This is a genomic window from Duganella callida, from assembly GCF_004614165.1.
In the GTDB taxonomy this organism is placed as follows: domain Bacteria; phylum Pseudomonadota; class Gammaproteobacteria; order Burkholderiales; family Burkholderiaceae_D; genus Rugamonas; species Rugamonas callida.
In genome coordinates this window covers 22,653-38,514 of the sequence record NZ_SPVG01000173.1, presented here as the reverse complement: position 1 = coordinate 38,514, position 15,862 = coordinate 22,653, and the positions used below count along the sequence as shown (strand labels likewise).

Genomic DNA, 15,862 nt, shown 5'->3' with positions numbered 1-15,862 from the left:
GCCCAGCGCCATGCGCAGCAGCACGCGGCCGGCCACGAACTGGCGCTGCCGCTGCGCGCGCACAAAGCGCTGGTGGCGCGCCATCTCGCCGGCCGTCAACCAGCCGCGCAGGCGCTGCAGGTCGGCCTCGCCGAGCGCGTCCGCATCCGCCATCCAGAGTGTAGCCTTAGTCATCGCTGTTGCCTTGAGCCAAAAGGAAATTATAAACGCCTGCGCCGCGGTGGGTAAATCAATGGCCACCGCGCGGTAAAATACCGCTATTCACCGTTCGGACATCGATTTGTGCCTGGTCGGTGAGGGGCTGTCACTGGCTACGCTGCTGACAATAGATACTGCGCTGGACGACCTTCTGCTGCCTTACAAAATAGTTTTGTCGATCCGCGACCATATCGACAATGCCGAACTACAAGCCCATATCAACCGCGTCGGAGCCGGTTTTTACCGACGCAGCAAGGAACAACATGATTAGCAAAGAAGAAATGGTGACCCTGTTCGCCGACATGAAGGCCAACGCGCCATGGGACCTCAACAAGCCGCTGCTGTGGGGCTACTTCTTCGCCGACGCCGACAAGACCAGGCTGGAAGCCGCGGCCCAGCCGCTGAAGGCCCAGGGCTACCAGATCGTCGGCATCTACGATTCCAAGCCGGCGGCGGACACGCCGGCGCTGTGGTGGCTGCACATCGAAAAAGTGGAAAAGCACACGGTCGATACCCTGCACGCGCGCAACCAGGAATTCTACAAGTTCGCCGAACAGCACCAGCTGGAGTCCTACGACGGCATGGACGTCGGCCCGGCCTGAGCCGGCTGCGCAATCGTACAGGCCATCGCGGCCGTTTGGTCATATTATCGCAGTGTTAACATTGCCCCGCATATGACCCCATGCTTTCGAAACTCTCGTTTCGCCAACTGCTGCTGGGCGTCTTCCTGCTGATTGCCGTGCTGCTGAGCGCCGCCTCGCTGCACGCGCTGTGGACCCTGGACCGTCTGGCCGCCCACAGCCGCGACAGCGGACGCCACGCGCTGGCGCTGACCGAAAACACCCAGCAACTGGCCGAGCGCAGCGTCGCCATGACGCGCAGCGCGCGCCAATACCTGGTGCTGGACGACCCCGCCTTCCGCAAGCGCTACGCCGACGCCTGGCGCGACGCCCGCGCCGCGCTCGACGCGGTGGCGGCGGCCCTGCCCTACACCTCCGACCTGCTGTTCGAAACCTGGCGCCAGGCCGGCGAACAGGCGTGGGAGCTGCTGCAGGCGCCAGCGCGCCCGCGCAGCAGCGCGCGCCAGCAGGCGCTGGAAAAGGCGCTGGCGGCGCTGCCCGACATGAACGAACGGTTGGCCGACGAGGTCAAGCAGGAAGTCGACCGCCGCAACACCGAACTGCTGACCGAACTCGATCAGCGGCGCGCCGTGCTGAAAGCGCAGGTGATCGCCTCTATCCTGCTGGCGGCGCTGCTGGCCGGCGGCTTCGGCCTGTGGCTGTCGCGGCCGTTGGCGCAGATCGAGCAAGCCATCGACACGCTGGGCGAGAACCGCTACGACCAGCCGATCGCCGTGCGCGGCCCCAACGACCTGCAGCGCGTCGGCCAGCAGCTGAACTGGCTGCGCCAGCGCCTGGCCGACCTCGAAGCGGACAAGGCGCGCTTTTTGCGCCACATCTCGCACGAGCTGAAGACCCCGCTGGCGGCGCTGCGCGAGGGCGTGGCGCTGCTCGAGGATGGCGTGGCCGGCGCGCTGTCGCCCAACCAGCGCGAGATCGCCGGCATCCTCAACCAGAACACGGCGGCGCTGCAATCGCAGATCGAAGCGCTGCTGCGCTACAACGCCGCCACCTTCGACGCCCAGCACCTGCAACGCCAGCCGGCCGACATGGGCGCGCTGCTGGAACAGGCCGTTGCCGGCCAGCGCCTGCAGTGGCAGGCCGCCCAGCTGACGGTCGCGACCGAAGGCTCGGCGCGGCCGATCGCCATGGATGCCGAAAAAATGGCCATCGTGGTCGGCAACCTGCTGTCGAACGCGGTACGCTTCAGTCCGCAGGGCGGCCTGATCACCTTCCGCCTCGGCGAGCTGAACAACAAACTGCTGCTCGACTGCAAGGACCAGGGGCCCGGCGTGGCCCCTGAAGATGCCGCGCGCATCTTCGAACCCTTTTATCAGGGACAGCGCCAGCCGCCCGGCGCGCGCCGCGGCAACGGCATCGGCCTGTCCATCGTGCATGAATATGTGGCCGCGCATGGTGGCGTCTTACAACTGCTGCCCTCCGACCGGGGCGCCCACTTCCGTATCGAACTGCCTTATGACCTATAAACCGACCGCCGCACTGCTGACAGCGCTGATGCTGACCGCCTGCACCCTGAATTCGCCGCTGCCGCAGGAGCCGCCGCTGCCGCCGCCGCCGGAAGCGCCGCCGCTGGTGGTCCAGGTGCAGCAGGCGCCGCCGCTGCCGCCCGACGAGGTCGGGCCGCTGCTGACCTACCACCAATCGCTGCGGCGCATGAGCCAGGGCGAGCTGCTCAAGGAATTGAGCGGTCTCAGCCTGCAGCAGCGCAGCCCGCGCGTGGCGATACAGATGGGCATGGTGCTGATGCTGACCCGCGTCAGCGGCGATCTGGCGCGCGCCCAGGCACTGCTCGACAGCGTGGCCAGCTCGCCCGATCCCGAGGCGGCGCCCTTGCGCGCGCTGGCGCAGCTGTTGTCCAGCAATTGCGCGGAAACGCGGCGCCTGGCCGAGCACGGGGACAAGCTGCTGGCGCAGCAGAAGGAAAGCCAGAAGCGCATCGACCAGCTCAACGAAATGCTGGAAGGCTTGAAGACCATCGAACGCACGCTGCCGCCCCGCCCCGCGGCCGGGCTGCAATCGCAGGGAGTGATCAAATGAGCGGACAGGGAGCCCATCTGCTGCTGGTGGACGACGACGACGACCTGCTGCGGCTGCTGTCGATGCGCCTGACCGCCAACGGTTATCGCGTCACCGCGGTCGGCAGCGCGGAGGCGGCGCTGGCGCGGCTGTCGATCGAGCTGCCGCGGCTGGTGATCAGCGACATCCGCCTGCCGGACCGCGACGGCATGTCGCTGTTCCAGGAAATCCGCCACACCTACCCGGCGCTGCCGGTAATCCTGCTGACCGCGCACGGCACCATCCCCGACGCGGTCGAGGCCACCACGCTGGGCGCCTACGCCTACCTGACCAAGCCGTTCGACGCCAAGCTGCTGCTGGAGCGCATCGAACAGGCGCTGCAGCTGGCGGCGCCGCCGGCCAGCGCCGGCGACGGCGACCAGCAATGGCGCGCGCGCATCATCAGCCGCAGCCAGAGCATGGACGAGCTGCTGGCCGAGGCGCGGCTGGTGGCGGCGTCCGACGCCAGCATCCTGATCCGCGGCGAAAGCGGCACCGGCAAGGAGCTGCTGGCCGAGGCCATCCACCGCGCCAGCCGCCGCGCCAAGGCGCCGTTCATCGCGGTCAACTGCGGCGCGATTCCGGAGGCCTTGCTGGAATCGGAACTGTTCGGCCACGTCAAGGGCGCCTACACCGGCGCCACCGCCAGCCGCGAGGGCCTGGTGCAGGCGGCCGACGGCGGCACCCTGTTCCTGGACGAGATCGGCGACATGCCGCTGCTGCTGCAGGTCAAGCTGCTGCGCGTGCTGCAGGAGCGCGTGGTGCGCCAGCTCGGTTCCGACGTGGCGCGGCCGGTCGACGTGCGCATCCTGTCGGCCACCCACCGCGACCTCGACGTCGCCATGCGCGAAGGCCAGTTCCGCGAAGACTTGTACTACCGCCTCAACGTCATCACGCTGACCCTGCCGCCGTTGTCAGCGCGGCGCGAAGACATCGCGCCCATGGCCACGCAGTTCCTGCAAAGCCTGGCGGAAAAGTATGGCAAGACGGTGCGCGGCTTCGCGCCCGACGCGCTGGAAGCGCTGACCACCGCCGCCTGGCCCGGCAACGTGCGCCAGCTGTACAACGTGGTGGAACATGTGTGCGCGCTGGCCACCGCGCCGCTGGTGCCGCTGACGCTGGTGCAGCGCGCCTTGCGCGTACCGTCGCTGGAGGTACTCAGCTACAACGAGGCGCGCCAGCGCTTCGAGCGCAACTACCTGGTCCAGCTGCTCAAGCTCACCGACGGCAACGTGGCCGACGCCGCCCGCCTGGCCGAGCGCAACCGGACCGAGTTTTACCGCCTGCTGCAAAAGCACGACCTCGACGCCAGCCAGTTTCGCGGCGGCGATGTCGCTGCCGAGCGACAGGACGATGGCCTTAAAAATCAATGACTTGGCACATGGCGGCAGGCGGCTGTCGCCATTTCCCGACAAATTTCCGCCAATCTGGCCGAAATTACCACGGCGAGCTGATTTCCGAATCGAAATTGACGCACAAGCCGTTGAATTAAAACAGAAAATCAGAGCTGGCACGTGGTTTGCAAAGAGTAGGACAACGTCACAGACGTTTTATCCTCAAACTCGATAAAGGAAGCAAATCATGATGACTACCAAACTGATCGCCCGCGTGATGGTTGCCACCGCCCTGACCGCCGCCGCCGCAACCGGCTCCGCCTTCGCAGCGGGTCAGCAAGACGCCGCCATGGCCGGCGCCGCTAAAGCAGGCTCGGCTTCCGACGACACGATCACCAGCAAAATCAAGGCTTCCCTGGCTGACCAGAAACAGATCGGCGTGACCACCGCCAACGGCGTGGTGACCCTGAGCGGCACCGTGGCCAGCACCGACGTCGGCACCAAAGCCATCCAGACCGCCTCGGCCGTGGAAGGTGTGAAAGAAGTGAAGAGCGAACTGACCGTCGCCTCGAAGTAAACGTCCTGGCGAGCTAGCCAGTCCATTGTACGAACCCTTTTCCGGAGCAGTGTGCGTAGACGCTGCCCCGGCTTTTTTGCGTCTTCAGCTCAGGTTTTCCAGGCGGATGCGGGTGACGCTGCCGCCCACGGTCGGCAGGCTTTCCATCTTGGCGATGGCGGCGTTGATGTGCTTTTCCTGCGTCTGGTGGGTCAGGAAGATGATGTCGGTGCGGGTTTCTCCCTCGGCCGGCTCCTTTTGCAGCATGGCGTCGATCGAGATGCCGGCGTCGGCCAGGATGCGGGTCAGGTCGGCCAGCACGCCCGGCTCGTCGCTGACGTCCATGCGCAGGTAGTAGCTGGTGGTCACTTCCGCCATCGGCAGGATCTCGATGTTGGTCATGGCGTTCGGCTGGAACGCCAGGTGCGGCACGCGGTGTTCCGGATCGGCGGTGGCCAGACGGGTGATGTCGACCAGGTCGGCGATGACGGCCGAGGCGGTCGGCTCGGCGCCGGCGCCCTTGCCGTAGTACAGCGTGGCGCCGACGGCGTCGCCCTGCACCAGCACCGCGTTCATTGCGCCTTCGACGTTGGCGATCAAACGCTTGGCTGGAATCAGGGTCGGGTGCACGCGCAGTTCCACGCCTTCCTTGCCGTTGACCTTGGCGCGCTTGGCGATGCCCAGCAGCTTGATGCGGTAGCCCAGCTGTTCGGCGTACTTGATGTCCACCGCGTTCAGGCGCGAGATGCCTTCCACGTGGGCCTTGTCGAACTGCACCGGGATGCCGAAAGCGATCGCCGACATGATGGTGGCCTTGTGCGCCGCGTCCACGCCCTCGATGTCGAAGGTCGGGTCGGCCTCGGCATAGCCCAGCTCCTGCGCCTGTTTCAGCACGGTGGCGAAATCCAGGCCCTTGTCGCGCATCTCGGACAGGATGAAGTTGGTGGTGCCGTTGATGATGCCGGCCAGCCAGTCGATGCGGTTGGCGGTCAGGCCCTCGCGCAGCGCCTTGATGATGGGGATGCCGCCGGCCACGGCCGCCTCGAATGCCACCATCACGCCCTTGTCCTGGGCGGCGGCGAAGATTTCATTGCCGTGCACGGCCAGCAGCGCCTTGTTGGCGGTGACCACGTGCTTGCCGTTGGCGATGGCCTGCAGCACCAGCTGGCGCGCCAGGTCGTAACCGCCGATCAGCTCGACGACGATATCGATCTCGGGATCGTTGACGATGTCCATCGGGTTGGCCACCACCCGCACCTTGCCGCCGGTGCGCTCTTTCGCGCGCGCGAGGTTGCGCGCCGAGACGGCCACCACCTCAATGCCACGCCCGGCGCGGCCACGGATTTCCGCCTGGTTGCGCGCCAGGACGTTGAAGGTACCGGAGCCGACGTTGCCGACGCCTAACAAGCCTACTTTGATCGGTTTCATATCAATCTTTTCTGTGGATCTGAGGGATCTAAAATTAAGCGCTGGCGCCGTGGCGCTTGCGGTAACTTTCCATGAACTTGGCCATGCGGCCGAAAGCTTCCACCATATCGTCCGAGTTGGGCAGGAACACCACGCGGAAGTGATCCGGCGCGATCCAGTTGAAGCCGCTGCCCTGGACGATCAGCACTTTGGTTTCGGCCAGCAATTCATATGCGAACTGCTGGTCATCCGCGATCGGATAGATCTTCGGATCGAGGCGCGGGAACATGTAGAGCGCCGCTTTCGGCTTGACCACGCTGACGCCCGGAATCCCGGTCAACAGCTGGTGAGCCAGATCGCGCTGCTTCAACAGGCGTCCGCCCGGCCCCACCAGGTCGTCGATCGACTGGTAGCCGCCGAGCGCAGTCTGGATCGCAAACTGCCCCGGCGCGTTGGCGCACAAGCGCATCGAGGCCAGCATGTTGAGGCCCTCGATATAATCTTTGGCGTGCGATTTCTCGCCCGACACCACCATCCAGCCGGAACGGTAGCCGCAGGCGCGGTAATTCTTTGACAGGCCGTTGAAGGTGACGAACAGCACGTCGTCGGCGAGCGAGGCGATCGATACGTGCTTGTGGCCGTCGTACAGCACCTTGTCGTAAATCTCGTCGGCGTAGATGATCAACTGGTGCTGGCGCGCCAGTTCGATGATCTGCAGCAGCAGCTCGGTCGGATACAGCGCGCCGGTCGGGTTGTTGGGGTTGATCACCACGATCGCGCGCGTGTTCGGCGTGATCTTGCGGCGCATGTCGTCGATGTCCGGATACCAGTCCTGCTGCTCGTCGCAGATATAGTGCACCGGCGTGCCGCCCGACAGCGACACCGCGGCGGTCCACAGCGGGTAATCGGGCGCCGGCACCAGCACCTCGTCGCCGTTGTTCAGCAGCGCGTTCATGGACATGACGATCAGCTCGGACGCGCCATTGCCCAGGTAAATGTCGTCGATGCTGACGCCGGCGATGTTCTTGCCCTGGGTGTAGTGCATCACCGCCTTGCGCGGCGCGAACATGCCTTTGGAATCGGTGTAGCCGGCCGCGTTGGACAGATTCATCTTCATGTCCTGCACGATCTCGTCCGGCGGATCGAAACCGAATACGGCCAGATTGCCGATATTCAACTTCGTAATCTTGTGGCCCTCCTCCTCCATCTGCCGGGCTTTTTCCGGCACCGGCCCGCGTATCTCGTAGCAGACTTCCGCGAGTTTGTTCGATTTTTGTATCGGTCGCAAAATAAAATCCTGTTTATGTGAGGCAAACTTCTCTGACCTGCCAAAAACCCGGCGCCGGCCCGTGCTGCAATGCGAAAAGAACCATTCTGCCGAAAGGTGCTGATTTAATCAACCTTTAAGGGCCGGGACCCCAGTGAAACCCGCTACAATGACGCTTCTTTTGCTGCTATCCAACCCGCAACGTCATGAAGCTCCACGAAAGCGATACCAAAAAATACCAGACCGTGACCGGCTACGATGCCAGCGGCGTCGAAATCAACGCCGAGCGTTACAACTACAGCCTGATCGTGCTGCCGGAAGTGCCGCCGCGCGCCTGGAACGCGCCGACGTTCGAATCGATCACCGCGGAACACTTCGACATCATCGGCCAGGACAGCCCGGACGTGGTCATCCTCGGCACCGGTGAGCGCCAGCGCTTCATCCATCCGAAACTGACCGCCGCGCTGACCATGCGCCGCATCGGCGTGGAATGCATGGACAGCCAGGCCGCCTGCCGCACCTATAACATCCTCATGGGCGAGGGCCGCAAGGTCACGCTGGCCCTGGTGATCGGCCCGCAAGAGGGTCACAGCGCCTGATGAACGACCTGTACAACTCGAAAAAATTCCTGTGGTCGTTGCTGGCGGTGTTTGCCATCGTCTGGCTGTACGTGCTGGGGGTGCGTACCCTGGTGCCGCCCGACGAGGGCCGTTACGCCGAGATGGCGCGCGAAATGTGGGCCAGCGGCGACTGGATCACCACGCGCCTGAACGGCATCAAGTATTTCGAGAAGCCGCCGCTGCAGACCTGGATGAACGCGCTCACCTTCAGCCTGTTCGGCCTCGGCGAATGGCAGGCGCGGCTGTGGACCGGCCTGTGCGGTCTCGGCGGCGTGTTGACGGTCGGTTATGCGGGCCGGCGCGTGTTCGGCGCGCGCGCCGGCTTCTACGCCGCGCTGACGCTGGGTTCCAGCATGTTCTGGGTGGCCTGCGGCCAGATCGATTCGCTGGACATGAGCCTGTCCTGCATGATGACCATCGCCCTCGGCGCACTGCTGATCGCCCAGCGCGACGGCGCCACGGCGCGCGAGCAGCGCAACTGGATGCTGGTCTGCTGGGCCGGCATGGCGCTGTCGGTGCTGGCCAAGGGCTTGATCGGCGTGGTGCTGCCGGGCGCGGTGCTGGTGATTTACACCGTGGTGGCGCGCGACCTCGGCATCTGGAAACGCCTGCAGCTGGTCAAGGGCCTGCTGCTGTTCTTTGCCATTGCCACGCCGTGGTTCGTGTTGGTCGGTATCCGCAATCCGGAACAGCCGCACTTCTTCTTCATCCATGAACACTTCGAGCGCTTCCTGCTCAAGGAACACCACCGCGAAGGCGCCTGGTATTACTTCCTGATGCTGCTGGCGCCGGGCATCATCCCGTGGCTGGGCGTGCTGCCGCAGGCGCTGTTCAACGGCGCCCGCCGCGTGCAGGGCGCGACCTTCCAGCCCCGGCAGATGTTGCTGGTCTGGTTCGTGTTCATCACCTTCTTCTTCAGCTATTCGAGTTCCAAGCTGCCCGGCTACATCCTGCCGGTGTTCCCGGCGCTGGCCCTGCTGATCGCCAGCTACCTGGAAAACGCCTCGCGCCAGAACCGCCTGATCGCGGCCGGCCTGCTGGTGCTGATCGGCATCGCCGGCCTGGCCGCCGTGCCGCAGATGGTGCACATGGCGGTGCGCCATCCGGAAGAACGCGCCATGCTGGAAGCGCATCAGCCCTGGGTGCTGGCGGCCGCCATCGTCGCCACCGCCGGCGGCGCGCTGGCCTGCCTGCACGCGCGCCAGCTGCGCCGCGACCTGGCGGTGCTGACCATGGCCATCGCCGGCTTCGTTTCGGTGCAACTGGTGCTGACCGGCTTCGAGTCGTACGGCAAAATGCGCGCCGGCAAGGCGCTGGCGCTGAAGATGCTGCCCGCGCTGCAGGCCGACACCCCGATCTATTCGGTCGGCACCTACGAACAGTCGATGACCTTCTACCTGAAGCGCACCGTGACCCTGGTCGATTACTGGGATGAATTCACCTTCGGCCTGCGCCAGCAGCCGGAACTGGCGATCCCGACCGTGGACGGCTTCGTCGCGCGCTGGAACGCGCACACGGCCGCCGGCGTCAGGGCCATGGCCATCCTGAACCAGGATACCTACGAACAGCTGAAGGCCAAAGGTGTGCCCATGCGCATTTACGCGGAAGACACCCGCCGCATGGTGATTACCAATCTGTAATGAACAAAAATACACCCATGAATTTTGCAACTTTCAGCTTCATCGTCACCGGCGTGCTGCTCAATGCGGTGGCCCAGCTGCTGCTCAAGGCCGGCGCGCGCAACGTCGGCGAAATCCATCTGACCATGGGCAATCTGTTCAGCACCGGCCTGCGCGTCGCCATGCAATTGCCCATTATTGGCGGGCTGGCCTGCTATGTGCTGTCGGTGGTGCTGTGGATTATCGCGCTGTCGCGGGTCGATGTGTCCATCGCTTACCCGATGCTGTCGCTGGGCTACGTGGTGACCGCTTTCGGCGCCTGGGCGCTGTTTGGCGAGACGCTTTCCGTGCAACGTCTGCTTGCCATATTGGTTATTCTGGTCGGCGTGGCGTGGCTGGCGCGGACCTGACGAACGCTTTAGAATGCCTATCCTTAAAGTCGGACCATAAAAGATACTATAGAGCAACTACCTCATGAGCGCTGAACTGCCCTTTTTGCCCTTCTCCAAACCTACGATCGATGAGGCCACCATCGCCGCCGTCGGCGACGTGCTGCGCTCGGGCTGGATCACCAGCGGCCCGAAAGTGCAGGCATTCGAAGCGCAAATGTCGGAATACTTTGGCGGCCGCCCGGTGCGCACCTTCAATTCCGGCACCTGCACCATGGAAATCGCGCTGCGCATCGCCGGCATCGGCGCCGGCGACGAAGTGATCACCACGCCGATTTCCTGGGTCGCCACCGCCAACGTCATCATCGAAGTGGGCGCCACGCCGGTGTTCGCCGACATCGATCCGCTGACCCGCAATCTCGACCTGGACAAGCTGGAAGCCGCGATCACCCCGCGCACCAAGGCCATCATTCCGGTCTACCTGTCCGGCCTGCCCGTCGACATGGACCGTTTGTACGCCATCGCCGCCAAACATCATCTGCGCGTGATCGAGGATGCCGCGCAGGCGTTCGGCGCCGAATGGAAAGGCAAGCGCATCGGCGCTTTCGGCGATTTCGTCTCGTTCAGCTTCCAGGCCAACAAGAACATCACCACCGGCGAAGGCGGCGCGCTGGTGCTGAACAATCTCGAGGAAGCCAGGCTGGCCGAGAAATACCGCCTGCAGGGCGTGACCCGCAGCGGCGTGGACGGCATCGATGTCGATGTCCTCGGCGGCAAGTACAACATGAGCGACATCATGGCCGCCATCGGCCTGGGCCAGTTCGCCAATATCGAGAAGATCACCGCGCACCGCCGCGCGCTGGCACGCCGCTATTACCAAGCGTTCGGCCCGGACTTCGAAGCGCAGACGGGCGCGCAGTTGCCGCTGCAAGCCTTCGATTCCAGCAACTACCACCTGTTCCAGATCATCCTGCCGGACAACGGTCCCGGCACGCGCGCCGACTTCATGCGCGCCATGCAGGAACGCTTCAACATCGGCACCGGCTACCACTATGCGCCCATCCACCTGTTCAGCCTGTACCGCGAGCGCGGCTTCAGGGAAGGCATGTTCCCGGTGGCGGAAAAGATCGGCCGCCTGACCGTGACCCTGCCGATGTTCTACGCCATGACCAGCGCCGACGTCGATCGCGCGGTCGCCGCCGTGAAAGCGATCCTGATCAAATGACCGACATGACCGTTCCCCAGATCGCCCATCCGGAAGTTTCCGTCGTCATCCCGATCTACAACGAGCAGGCCGGCCTGGCCGCGCTGTTCGCGCGCCTGTATCCGGCGCTGGACCAGCTGGGCACCAGCTACGAAATCATCTTCGTCAACGACGGCAGCCGCGACAACTCGGTGTCCATCCTGGCCGAGCAATTCCGCAAGCGGCCCGACGTCACCCGCGTGGTGCTGTTCAACGGTAACTACGGCCAGCACATGGCCATCCTGGCCGGCTTCGAGCAGGCGCGCGGCGACATCATGATCACGCTGGACGCCGACCTGCAAAACCCGCCGGAAGAAATCGGCAACCTGGTGGCCAAGATGCGCGAGGGCTACGACTACGTCGGCTCGATCCGCCGCAAGCGCCAGGACGTGGCGTGGCGCACCTACGCGTCCAAGGCCATGAACCGGCTGCGCGAGCGCATCACCAACATCAAGATCACCGACCAGGGCAACATGCTGCGCGCCTATGGCCGCAACGTCATCGACCTGGTCAACCAGTGCGCCGAAGTGAATACCTTCGTGCCGGCGCTGGCCTACCGCTTCGCGCGCAACCCGACCGAGATCGTGGTCGAGCACGAGGAACGCGCAGCCGGCGAATCCAAGTATTCGCTGTACAGCCTGATCCGCCTGAACTTCGACCTGGTGACCGGCTTTTCGCTGATCCCGCTGCAGTTCTATTCCATGCTGGGCATGGCGATGTCCTTCGTTTCCGCGCTGCTGGTGCTGGTGCTGCTGGCGCGCCGCCTGTTCCTGGGCGCCGAGGCGGAAGGCGTGTTCACGCTGTTTGCCATCACCTTCTTCTTCATGGGCGTGATCCTGTTCGGCATCGGTTTGCTGGGCGAGTACGTCGGCCGCATCTTCCAGCAGGTGCGCGCGCGGCCGCGCTACGTGGTGCAGACCGTGCTGCAACAGAAGGAAGACCTGCAGTCGCCAGCGCCGTCCGGCGCGGAAAAACGTCGCGTGGGCCGTCCTCATGAGTGATCTGGACCAACCCAAGCGCGCCGTCGTTTTCGGCTACCACAATGTCGGCGTGCGCTGCCTGAAGGTGTTGCTGGCCGGCGGCGTCGATGTCGCCCTGGTGGTGACCCACGAGGATAGCGCCAGCGAGAACATCTGGTTCGAATCGGTGATCTCGCTGTGCCAGGCCGAGGGCATCCCCTACATCACCCCGGCCGACGCCAAATCGCCGGAACTGCTGGCGCAGGTGCAGGCGCTCAAGCCGGACCTGATGTTCAGCTTTTATTACCGCCACATGCTGCCGGCCGAACTGCTGGCGGTGGCGCCCGCGTTCAACATGCACGGCTCGCTGCTGCCCGAATACCGCGGCCGCGCGCCGGTCAACTGGGCGGTACTGCATGGCGCCAGCGTCACCGGCGCCAGTCTGCACGAGATGACCGTCAAGCCTGACGCCGGCGCCATCGTGGCGCAGATGGAAGTGCCGATTCTGCCCGACGACACTGCCCACGAAGTGTTCGGCAAGGTGCAGGTGGCGGCCGAGCAGGCGCTGTGGCGCGTGTTGCCGTCGCTGCTGGCCGGCACCGCGCCGCGCCTGCACAACGATCTGCGCAAAGGCGGTTATTTCGGTGGCCGCAAGCCGGAGGACGGCCGCATCGACTGGAGCCAGCCGGCGCAGCAGGTCTACAATCTGCACCGGGCGGTGGCCCCCCCTTATCCAGGCGCGTTCACCGACGTCGGCGGCGTACGCTACGTGATACAGCGCGCGCGTCTGGCCGGCACAGGTCGTGGCAACTTTGGCAACGTTGTTTCCCTCAGTTTGCCACCGGGCTTGGCCGTAGTAGATAATTGCATCTTTGGCGTGTGCGGCGATGGCCGCATGCTGACGATTGCCTCCCTGACCGCCGATGGCGAACCCATCACGGCCGAACAGTTGCAAACCCGCCTGGCCGCCCGCGCCTGACCGGCCCCTGGCGGACCTAGAACTTTACTGGACAACCAACATGAAAAAAGTACTCATCCTCGGCGTCAATGGCTTTATCGGCCATCATCTGTCGAAGCGCATTCTGGAAACGACCGACTGGCATGTGTATGGGATGGACATGAACACCGATCGCATCAGTGATCTGCTGGCGCACGAGCGCATGCACTTCTTCGAGGGCGACATCACCATCAACAAGGAGTGGGTCGAGTACCACGTCAAGAAGTGCGACGTGATCCTGCCGCTGGTGGCCATCGCCACGCCGTCGACCTACGTCAAGGCGCCGTTGCGCGTGTTCGAACTGGACTTCGAGGCCAACCTGCCGATCGTGCGCTCGGCCGCCAAATACGGCAAGCACCTGGTGTTCCCGTCTACCTCGGAAGTGTACGGCATGTGCCACGATGAAGAGTTCGATCCGGAAAACTCGGAACTGATCTGCGGCCCGATCAACAAGCCGCGCTGGATCTATTCCAACGCCAAGCAGCTGATGGACCGCGTGATCTGGGGCTACGGCATGGAAGGCCTGAACTTCACCCTGTTCCGTCCTTTCAACTGGATCGGCGCCGGCCTGGATTCGATCCACACGCCGAAGGAAGGTTCCTCGCGCGTGGTGACGCAGTTCTTCGGCCATATCGTGCGCGGCGAGAACATCTCGCTGGTGGACGGCGGCCACCAGAAGCGCGCCTTCACCGACATCGACGACGGCATCGACGCGCTGATGAAGATCATCGAAAACAAGAACGGCGCCGCCACCGGCAAGATCTACAACATCGGCAACCCGGTCAACAATTACTCGATCCGCGAACTGGCCGACATGATGATGGCGCTGGCGCCGCTATATCCCGAGTACGCCGACGGCGCCGCCAAGGTCAAGATCGTCGAGACCACCTCGGGCGCCTACTACGGCGAAGGCTATCAGGACGTCAAGAACCGCGTGCCGAAGATCACCAACACCTGCGAAGAGCTGGGCTGGAAACCGACCACCAGCATGGCCGACGCGCTGAAGAAGATCTTCGACGCCTACCGCGGCCAAGTGGCCGAAGCACAAAAGCTGATGGACTGAGCATTGACTGCCAGCGCATCCTCCAAGCCGCTGATGGTGTTGAAGATCGACGTCGACACCTACCGCGGCACCCATGAAGGCGTGCCCAACCTGGTACGCATGCTCAAGGCGCACCAGGCCGGCGCCACCTTCCTGTTTTCCATGGGGCCGGACCACACCGGTTGGGCCATGCGGCGCGCGTTGCGTCCGGGCTTTTTCAGCAAGGTCTCGCGCACCTCGGTGGTCGAACATTACGGCGTCAAGACGCTGATGTACGGCGTGCTGCTGCCCGGCCCCGACATCGGCAGGGAATGCGCAAACGAGATGCGCGCGGTGCAGGAGGCCGGCTTCGAATGCGGCATCCATACCTGGGACCATGTGCTGTGGCAGGACAATGTCGCCAAACGCGATCCGGCCTGGACCACCGCGATGATGCGCAAGGCGGAGACCCGCTACACCCAGGTGTTCGGCGTCGCGCCGCAGACCCATGGCGCGGCCGGCTGGCAGATGAACAACGCCGCCTTCGCCGAGCACGACCTGGCCGGCTATGCCTACGCTTCCGACGGACGCTGCGTGCTGAACGAGGACGCCACCCTGGCCAACCCGGCCGACGGTCCGCACCGCCTGGCCGATGGCGACAAGGTGCTGGCCCACATCCAGATGCCGACCACCCTCCCCACTCTGGACGAATTGCTGGGCCGCGAGATCGGTGGCACCATGCTTGGCACCGGCAACATCGCCGAGTTCCTGCTCAAGCTGACCGCCGACGCCACGCGCGACCATGTCTATACTTTGCACGCCGAGCTTGAAGGCCAGAAACTCGCCCCCATATTCGAGCAGCTATTGGCAGGATGGCAAGCGCAGGGATACCAACTGGCGTCCATGGCTGACTACTATCAGAAGATACGAGACCTGCCGATGCCGGTATGCCCCATCACCTGGGGCGAATTGCCGGGACGTTCGGGCCAGCTGATCATTCAGGGGCCGGCCCGCGCCTATTGAACCTCTCAGGAGACGCCTGTGGCTGATGTAGTAACCGATTTCTCCGCGCCCATGACCAGCGGCCAGACCTTCCAGTTGTCCGGCCGGCCGGCGCGTTATACCGTGCTGTTCTTCTACCCCAAGGACAACACCCCAGGCTGCACCACCGAAAACATCGCCTTCCGCGATTTGCACGAACAATTCCAGGCGGCCGGCGTCGAGATCTACGGCATCAGCCGCGACTCGCTGCGCTCGCACGAAGGCTTCAAATCCAAGCTGGGCCTGCCGTTCGAGCTGATCTCCGATCCGGAGGAAGCCGTATGCCAGCAGTTCGGCGTCATGAAGATGAAGCAAATGTACGGTAAGACTGTACGAGGGGTCGAGCGCAGTACGTTTGTGATTGACGCTAACGGCCAATTGGTGAAAGAATGGAGAGGCGTGAAGGTGGCGGGTCACGTCGACGAAGTGCTGGAATTTGTAGCGCGTCAGGCTTGAGTTGCAGCGTTGCAGGTTCCGGCTTGCTCAACCAGCAGGAACGTAACCACATTTTGAGT

The 15,862-nt window shown here is 64.1% G+C and carries 16 protein-coding genes; 14 read left to right on the top strand and 2 right to left on the bottom strand.

The features are described 5' to 3' along the window. Window positions 1-461 precede the first annotated feature (461 nt). The 5 genes from E4L98_RS16790 to E4L98_RS16770 all read left to right on the top strand — a co-directional run bounded on the left by E4L98_RS16790 (window position 462) and on the right by E4L98_RS16770 (window position 4,805). The gene (locus tag E4L98_RS16790) at window positions 462-800 is read left to right on the top strand and encodes a ribonuclease E inhibitor RraB (RefSeq protein WP_135202695.1); all 339 of its coding nucleotides are present in this window, start codon (window positions 462-464) and stop codon (window positions 798-800) included. An 80-nt stretch (window positions 801-880) separates the two neighbouring features. Next, complete coding sequence (locus E4L98_RS16785; protein ID WP_135202694.1) at window positions 881-2,305, top strand: sensor histidine kinase; 1,425 nt, start codon at window positions 881-883, stop codon at window positions 2,303-2,305. Then, window positions 2,295-2,876 (top strand): hypothetical protein, encoded by a 582-nt coding sequence (locus tag E4L98_RS16780; protein ID WP_205746755.1) that lies wholly within the window; start codon window positions 2,295-2,297, stop codon window positions 2,874-2,876. Before E4L98_RS16785 ends, E4L98_RS16780 begins: the two co-directional genes overlap by 11 nt. Continuing rightward, complete coding sequence (locus tag E4L98_RS16775; RefSeq protein ID WP_135202693.1) at window positions 2,873-4,267, top strand: sigma 54-interacting transcriptional regulator; 1,395 nt, start codon at window positions 2,873-2,875, stop codon at window positions 4,265-4,267. The genes E4L98_RS16780 and E4L98_RS16775 overlap by 4 nt, the downstream gene beginning before the upstream one ends. 208 nt (window positions 4,268-4,475) lie before the next feature. Further along, on the top strand, window positions 4,476-4,805 hold the full coding sequence (locus tag E4L98_RS16770; RefSeq protein ID WP_135202692.1) for a BON domain-containing protein: 330 nt from the start codon (window positions 4,476-4,478) through the stop codon (window positions 4,803-4,805). Window positions 4,806-4,889: 84 nt separating this feature from the next. Here E4L98_RS16770 and E4L98_RS16765 read toward each other — a convergent pair whose 3' ends face one another. Continuing rightward, complete coding sequence (locus E4L98_RS16765; protein WP_135202691.1) at window positions 4,890-6,212, bottom strand: homoserine dehydrogenase; 1,323 nt, start codon at window positions 6,210-6,212, stop codon at window positions 4,890-4,892. 34 nt (window positions 6,213-6,246) lie between these two features. Beyond that, the gene (locus tag E4L98_RS16760) at window positions 6,247-7,479 is read right to left on the bottom strand and encodes a pyridoxal phosphate-dependent aminotransferase (RefSeq protein WP_135202690.1); all 1,233 of its coding nucleotides are present in this window, start codon (window positions 7,477-7,479) and stop codon (window positions 6,247-6,249) included. Window positions 7,480-7,664: 185 nt separating this feature from the next. On the opposite strand from E4L98_RS16760, the gene E4L98_RS16755 reads away from it, so the two are divergent. The 9 genes from E4L98_RS16755 to E4L98_RS16715 all read left to right on the top strand — a co-directional run bounded on the left by E4L98_RS16755 (window position 7,665) and on the right by E4L98_RS16715 (window position 15,803). After that, window positions 7,665-8,057, top strand: coding sequence for an Mth938-like domain-containing protein (locus tag E4L98_RS16755; protein WP_135202689.1), 393 nt, complete (start codon window positions 7,665-7,667; stop codon window positions 8,055-8,057). After that, window positions 8,057-9,718, top strand: a complete 1,662-nt coding sequence (locus tag E4L98_RS16750; RefSeq protein WP_135202688.1) for a glycosyltransferase family 39 protein — start codon at window positions 8,057-8,059, stop codon at window positions 9,716-9,718. Before E4L98_RS16755 ends, E4L98_RS16750 begins: the two co-directional genes overlap by 1 nt. After that, complete coding sequence (locus E4L98_RS16745) at window positions 9,718-10,107, top strand: SMR family transporter (RefSeq protein ID WP_135202687.1); 390 nt, start codon at window positions 9,718-9,720, stop codon at window positions 10,105-10,107. The genes E4L98_RS16750 and E4L98_RS16745 overlap by 1 nt, the downstream gene beginning before the upstream one ends. Window positions 10,108-10,171: 64 nt before the next feature. Beyond that, window positions 10,172-11,311, top strand: coding sequence for a DegT/DnrJ/EryC1/StrS family aminotransferase (locus tag E4L98_RS16740; RefSeq protein WP_135202686.1), 1,140 nt, complete (start codon window positions 10,172-10,174; stop codon window positions 11,309-11,311). Window positions 11,312-11,316: 5 nt separating this feature from the next. Continuing rightward, a complete protein-coding gene (locus tag E4L98_RS16735; protein WP_135202685.1) occupies window positions 11,317-12,330 on the top strand; it encodes a glycosyltransferase in 1,014 nt (337 codons plus the stop codon). Continuing rightward, entirely contained in the window at window positions 12,323-13,267 is a 945-nt protein-coding gene (locus tag E4L98_RS16730; RefSeq protein WP_135202684.1) for a formyltransferase, read from the top strand. The genes E4L98_RS16735 and E4L98_RS16730 overlap by 8 nt, the downstream gene beginning before the upstream one ends. Window positions 13,268-13,307: 40 nt before the next feature. Continuing rightward, window positions 13,308-14,348 carry a bifunctional UDP-4-keto-pentose/UDP-xylose synthase gene (locus E4L98_RS16725; RefSeq protein WP_135202683.1) on the top strand — a complete coding sequence of 347 codons (1,041 nt, stop codon included), beginning with the start codon at window positions 13,308-13,310 and terminating at the stop codon, window positions 14,346-14,348. 33 nt (window positions 14,349-14,381) lie between these two features. Next, window positions 14,382-15,329, top strand: coding sequence for a polysaccharide deacetylase family protein (locus tag E4L98_RS16720; RefSeq protein WP_135202697.1), 948 nt, complete (start codon window positions 14,382-14,384; stop codon window positions 15,327-15,329). 18 nt (window positions 15,330-15,347) lie between these two features. Next, complete coding sequence (locus tag E4L98_RS16715; protein WP_135202682.1) at window positions 15,348-15,803, top strand: peroxiredoxin; 456 nt, start codon at window positions 15,348-15,350, stop codon at window positions 15,801-15,803. Window positions 15,804-15,862 lie beyond the last annotated feature (59 nt).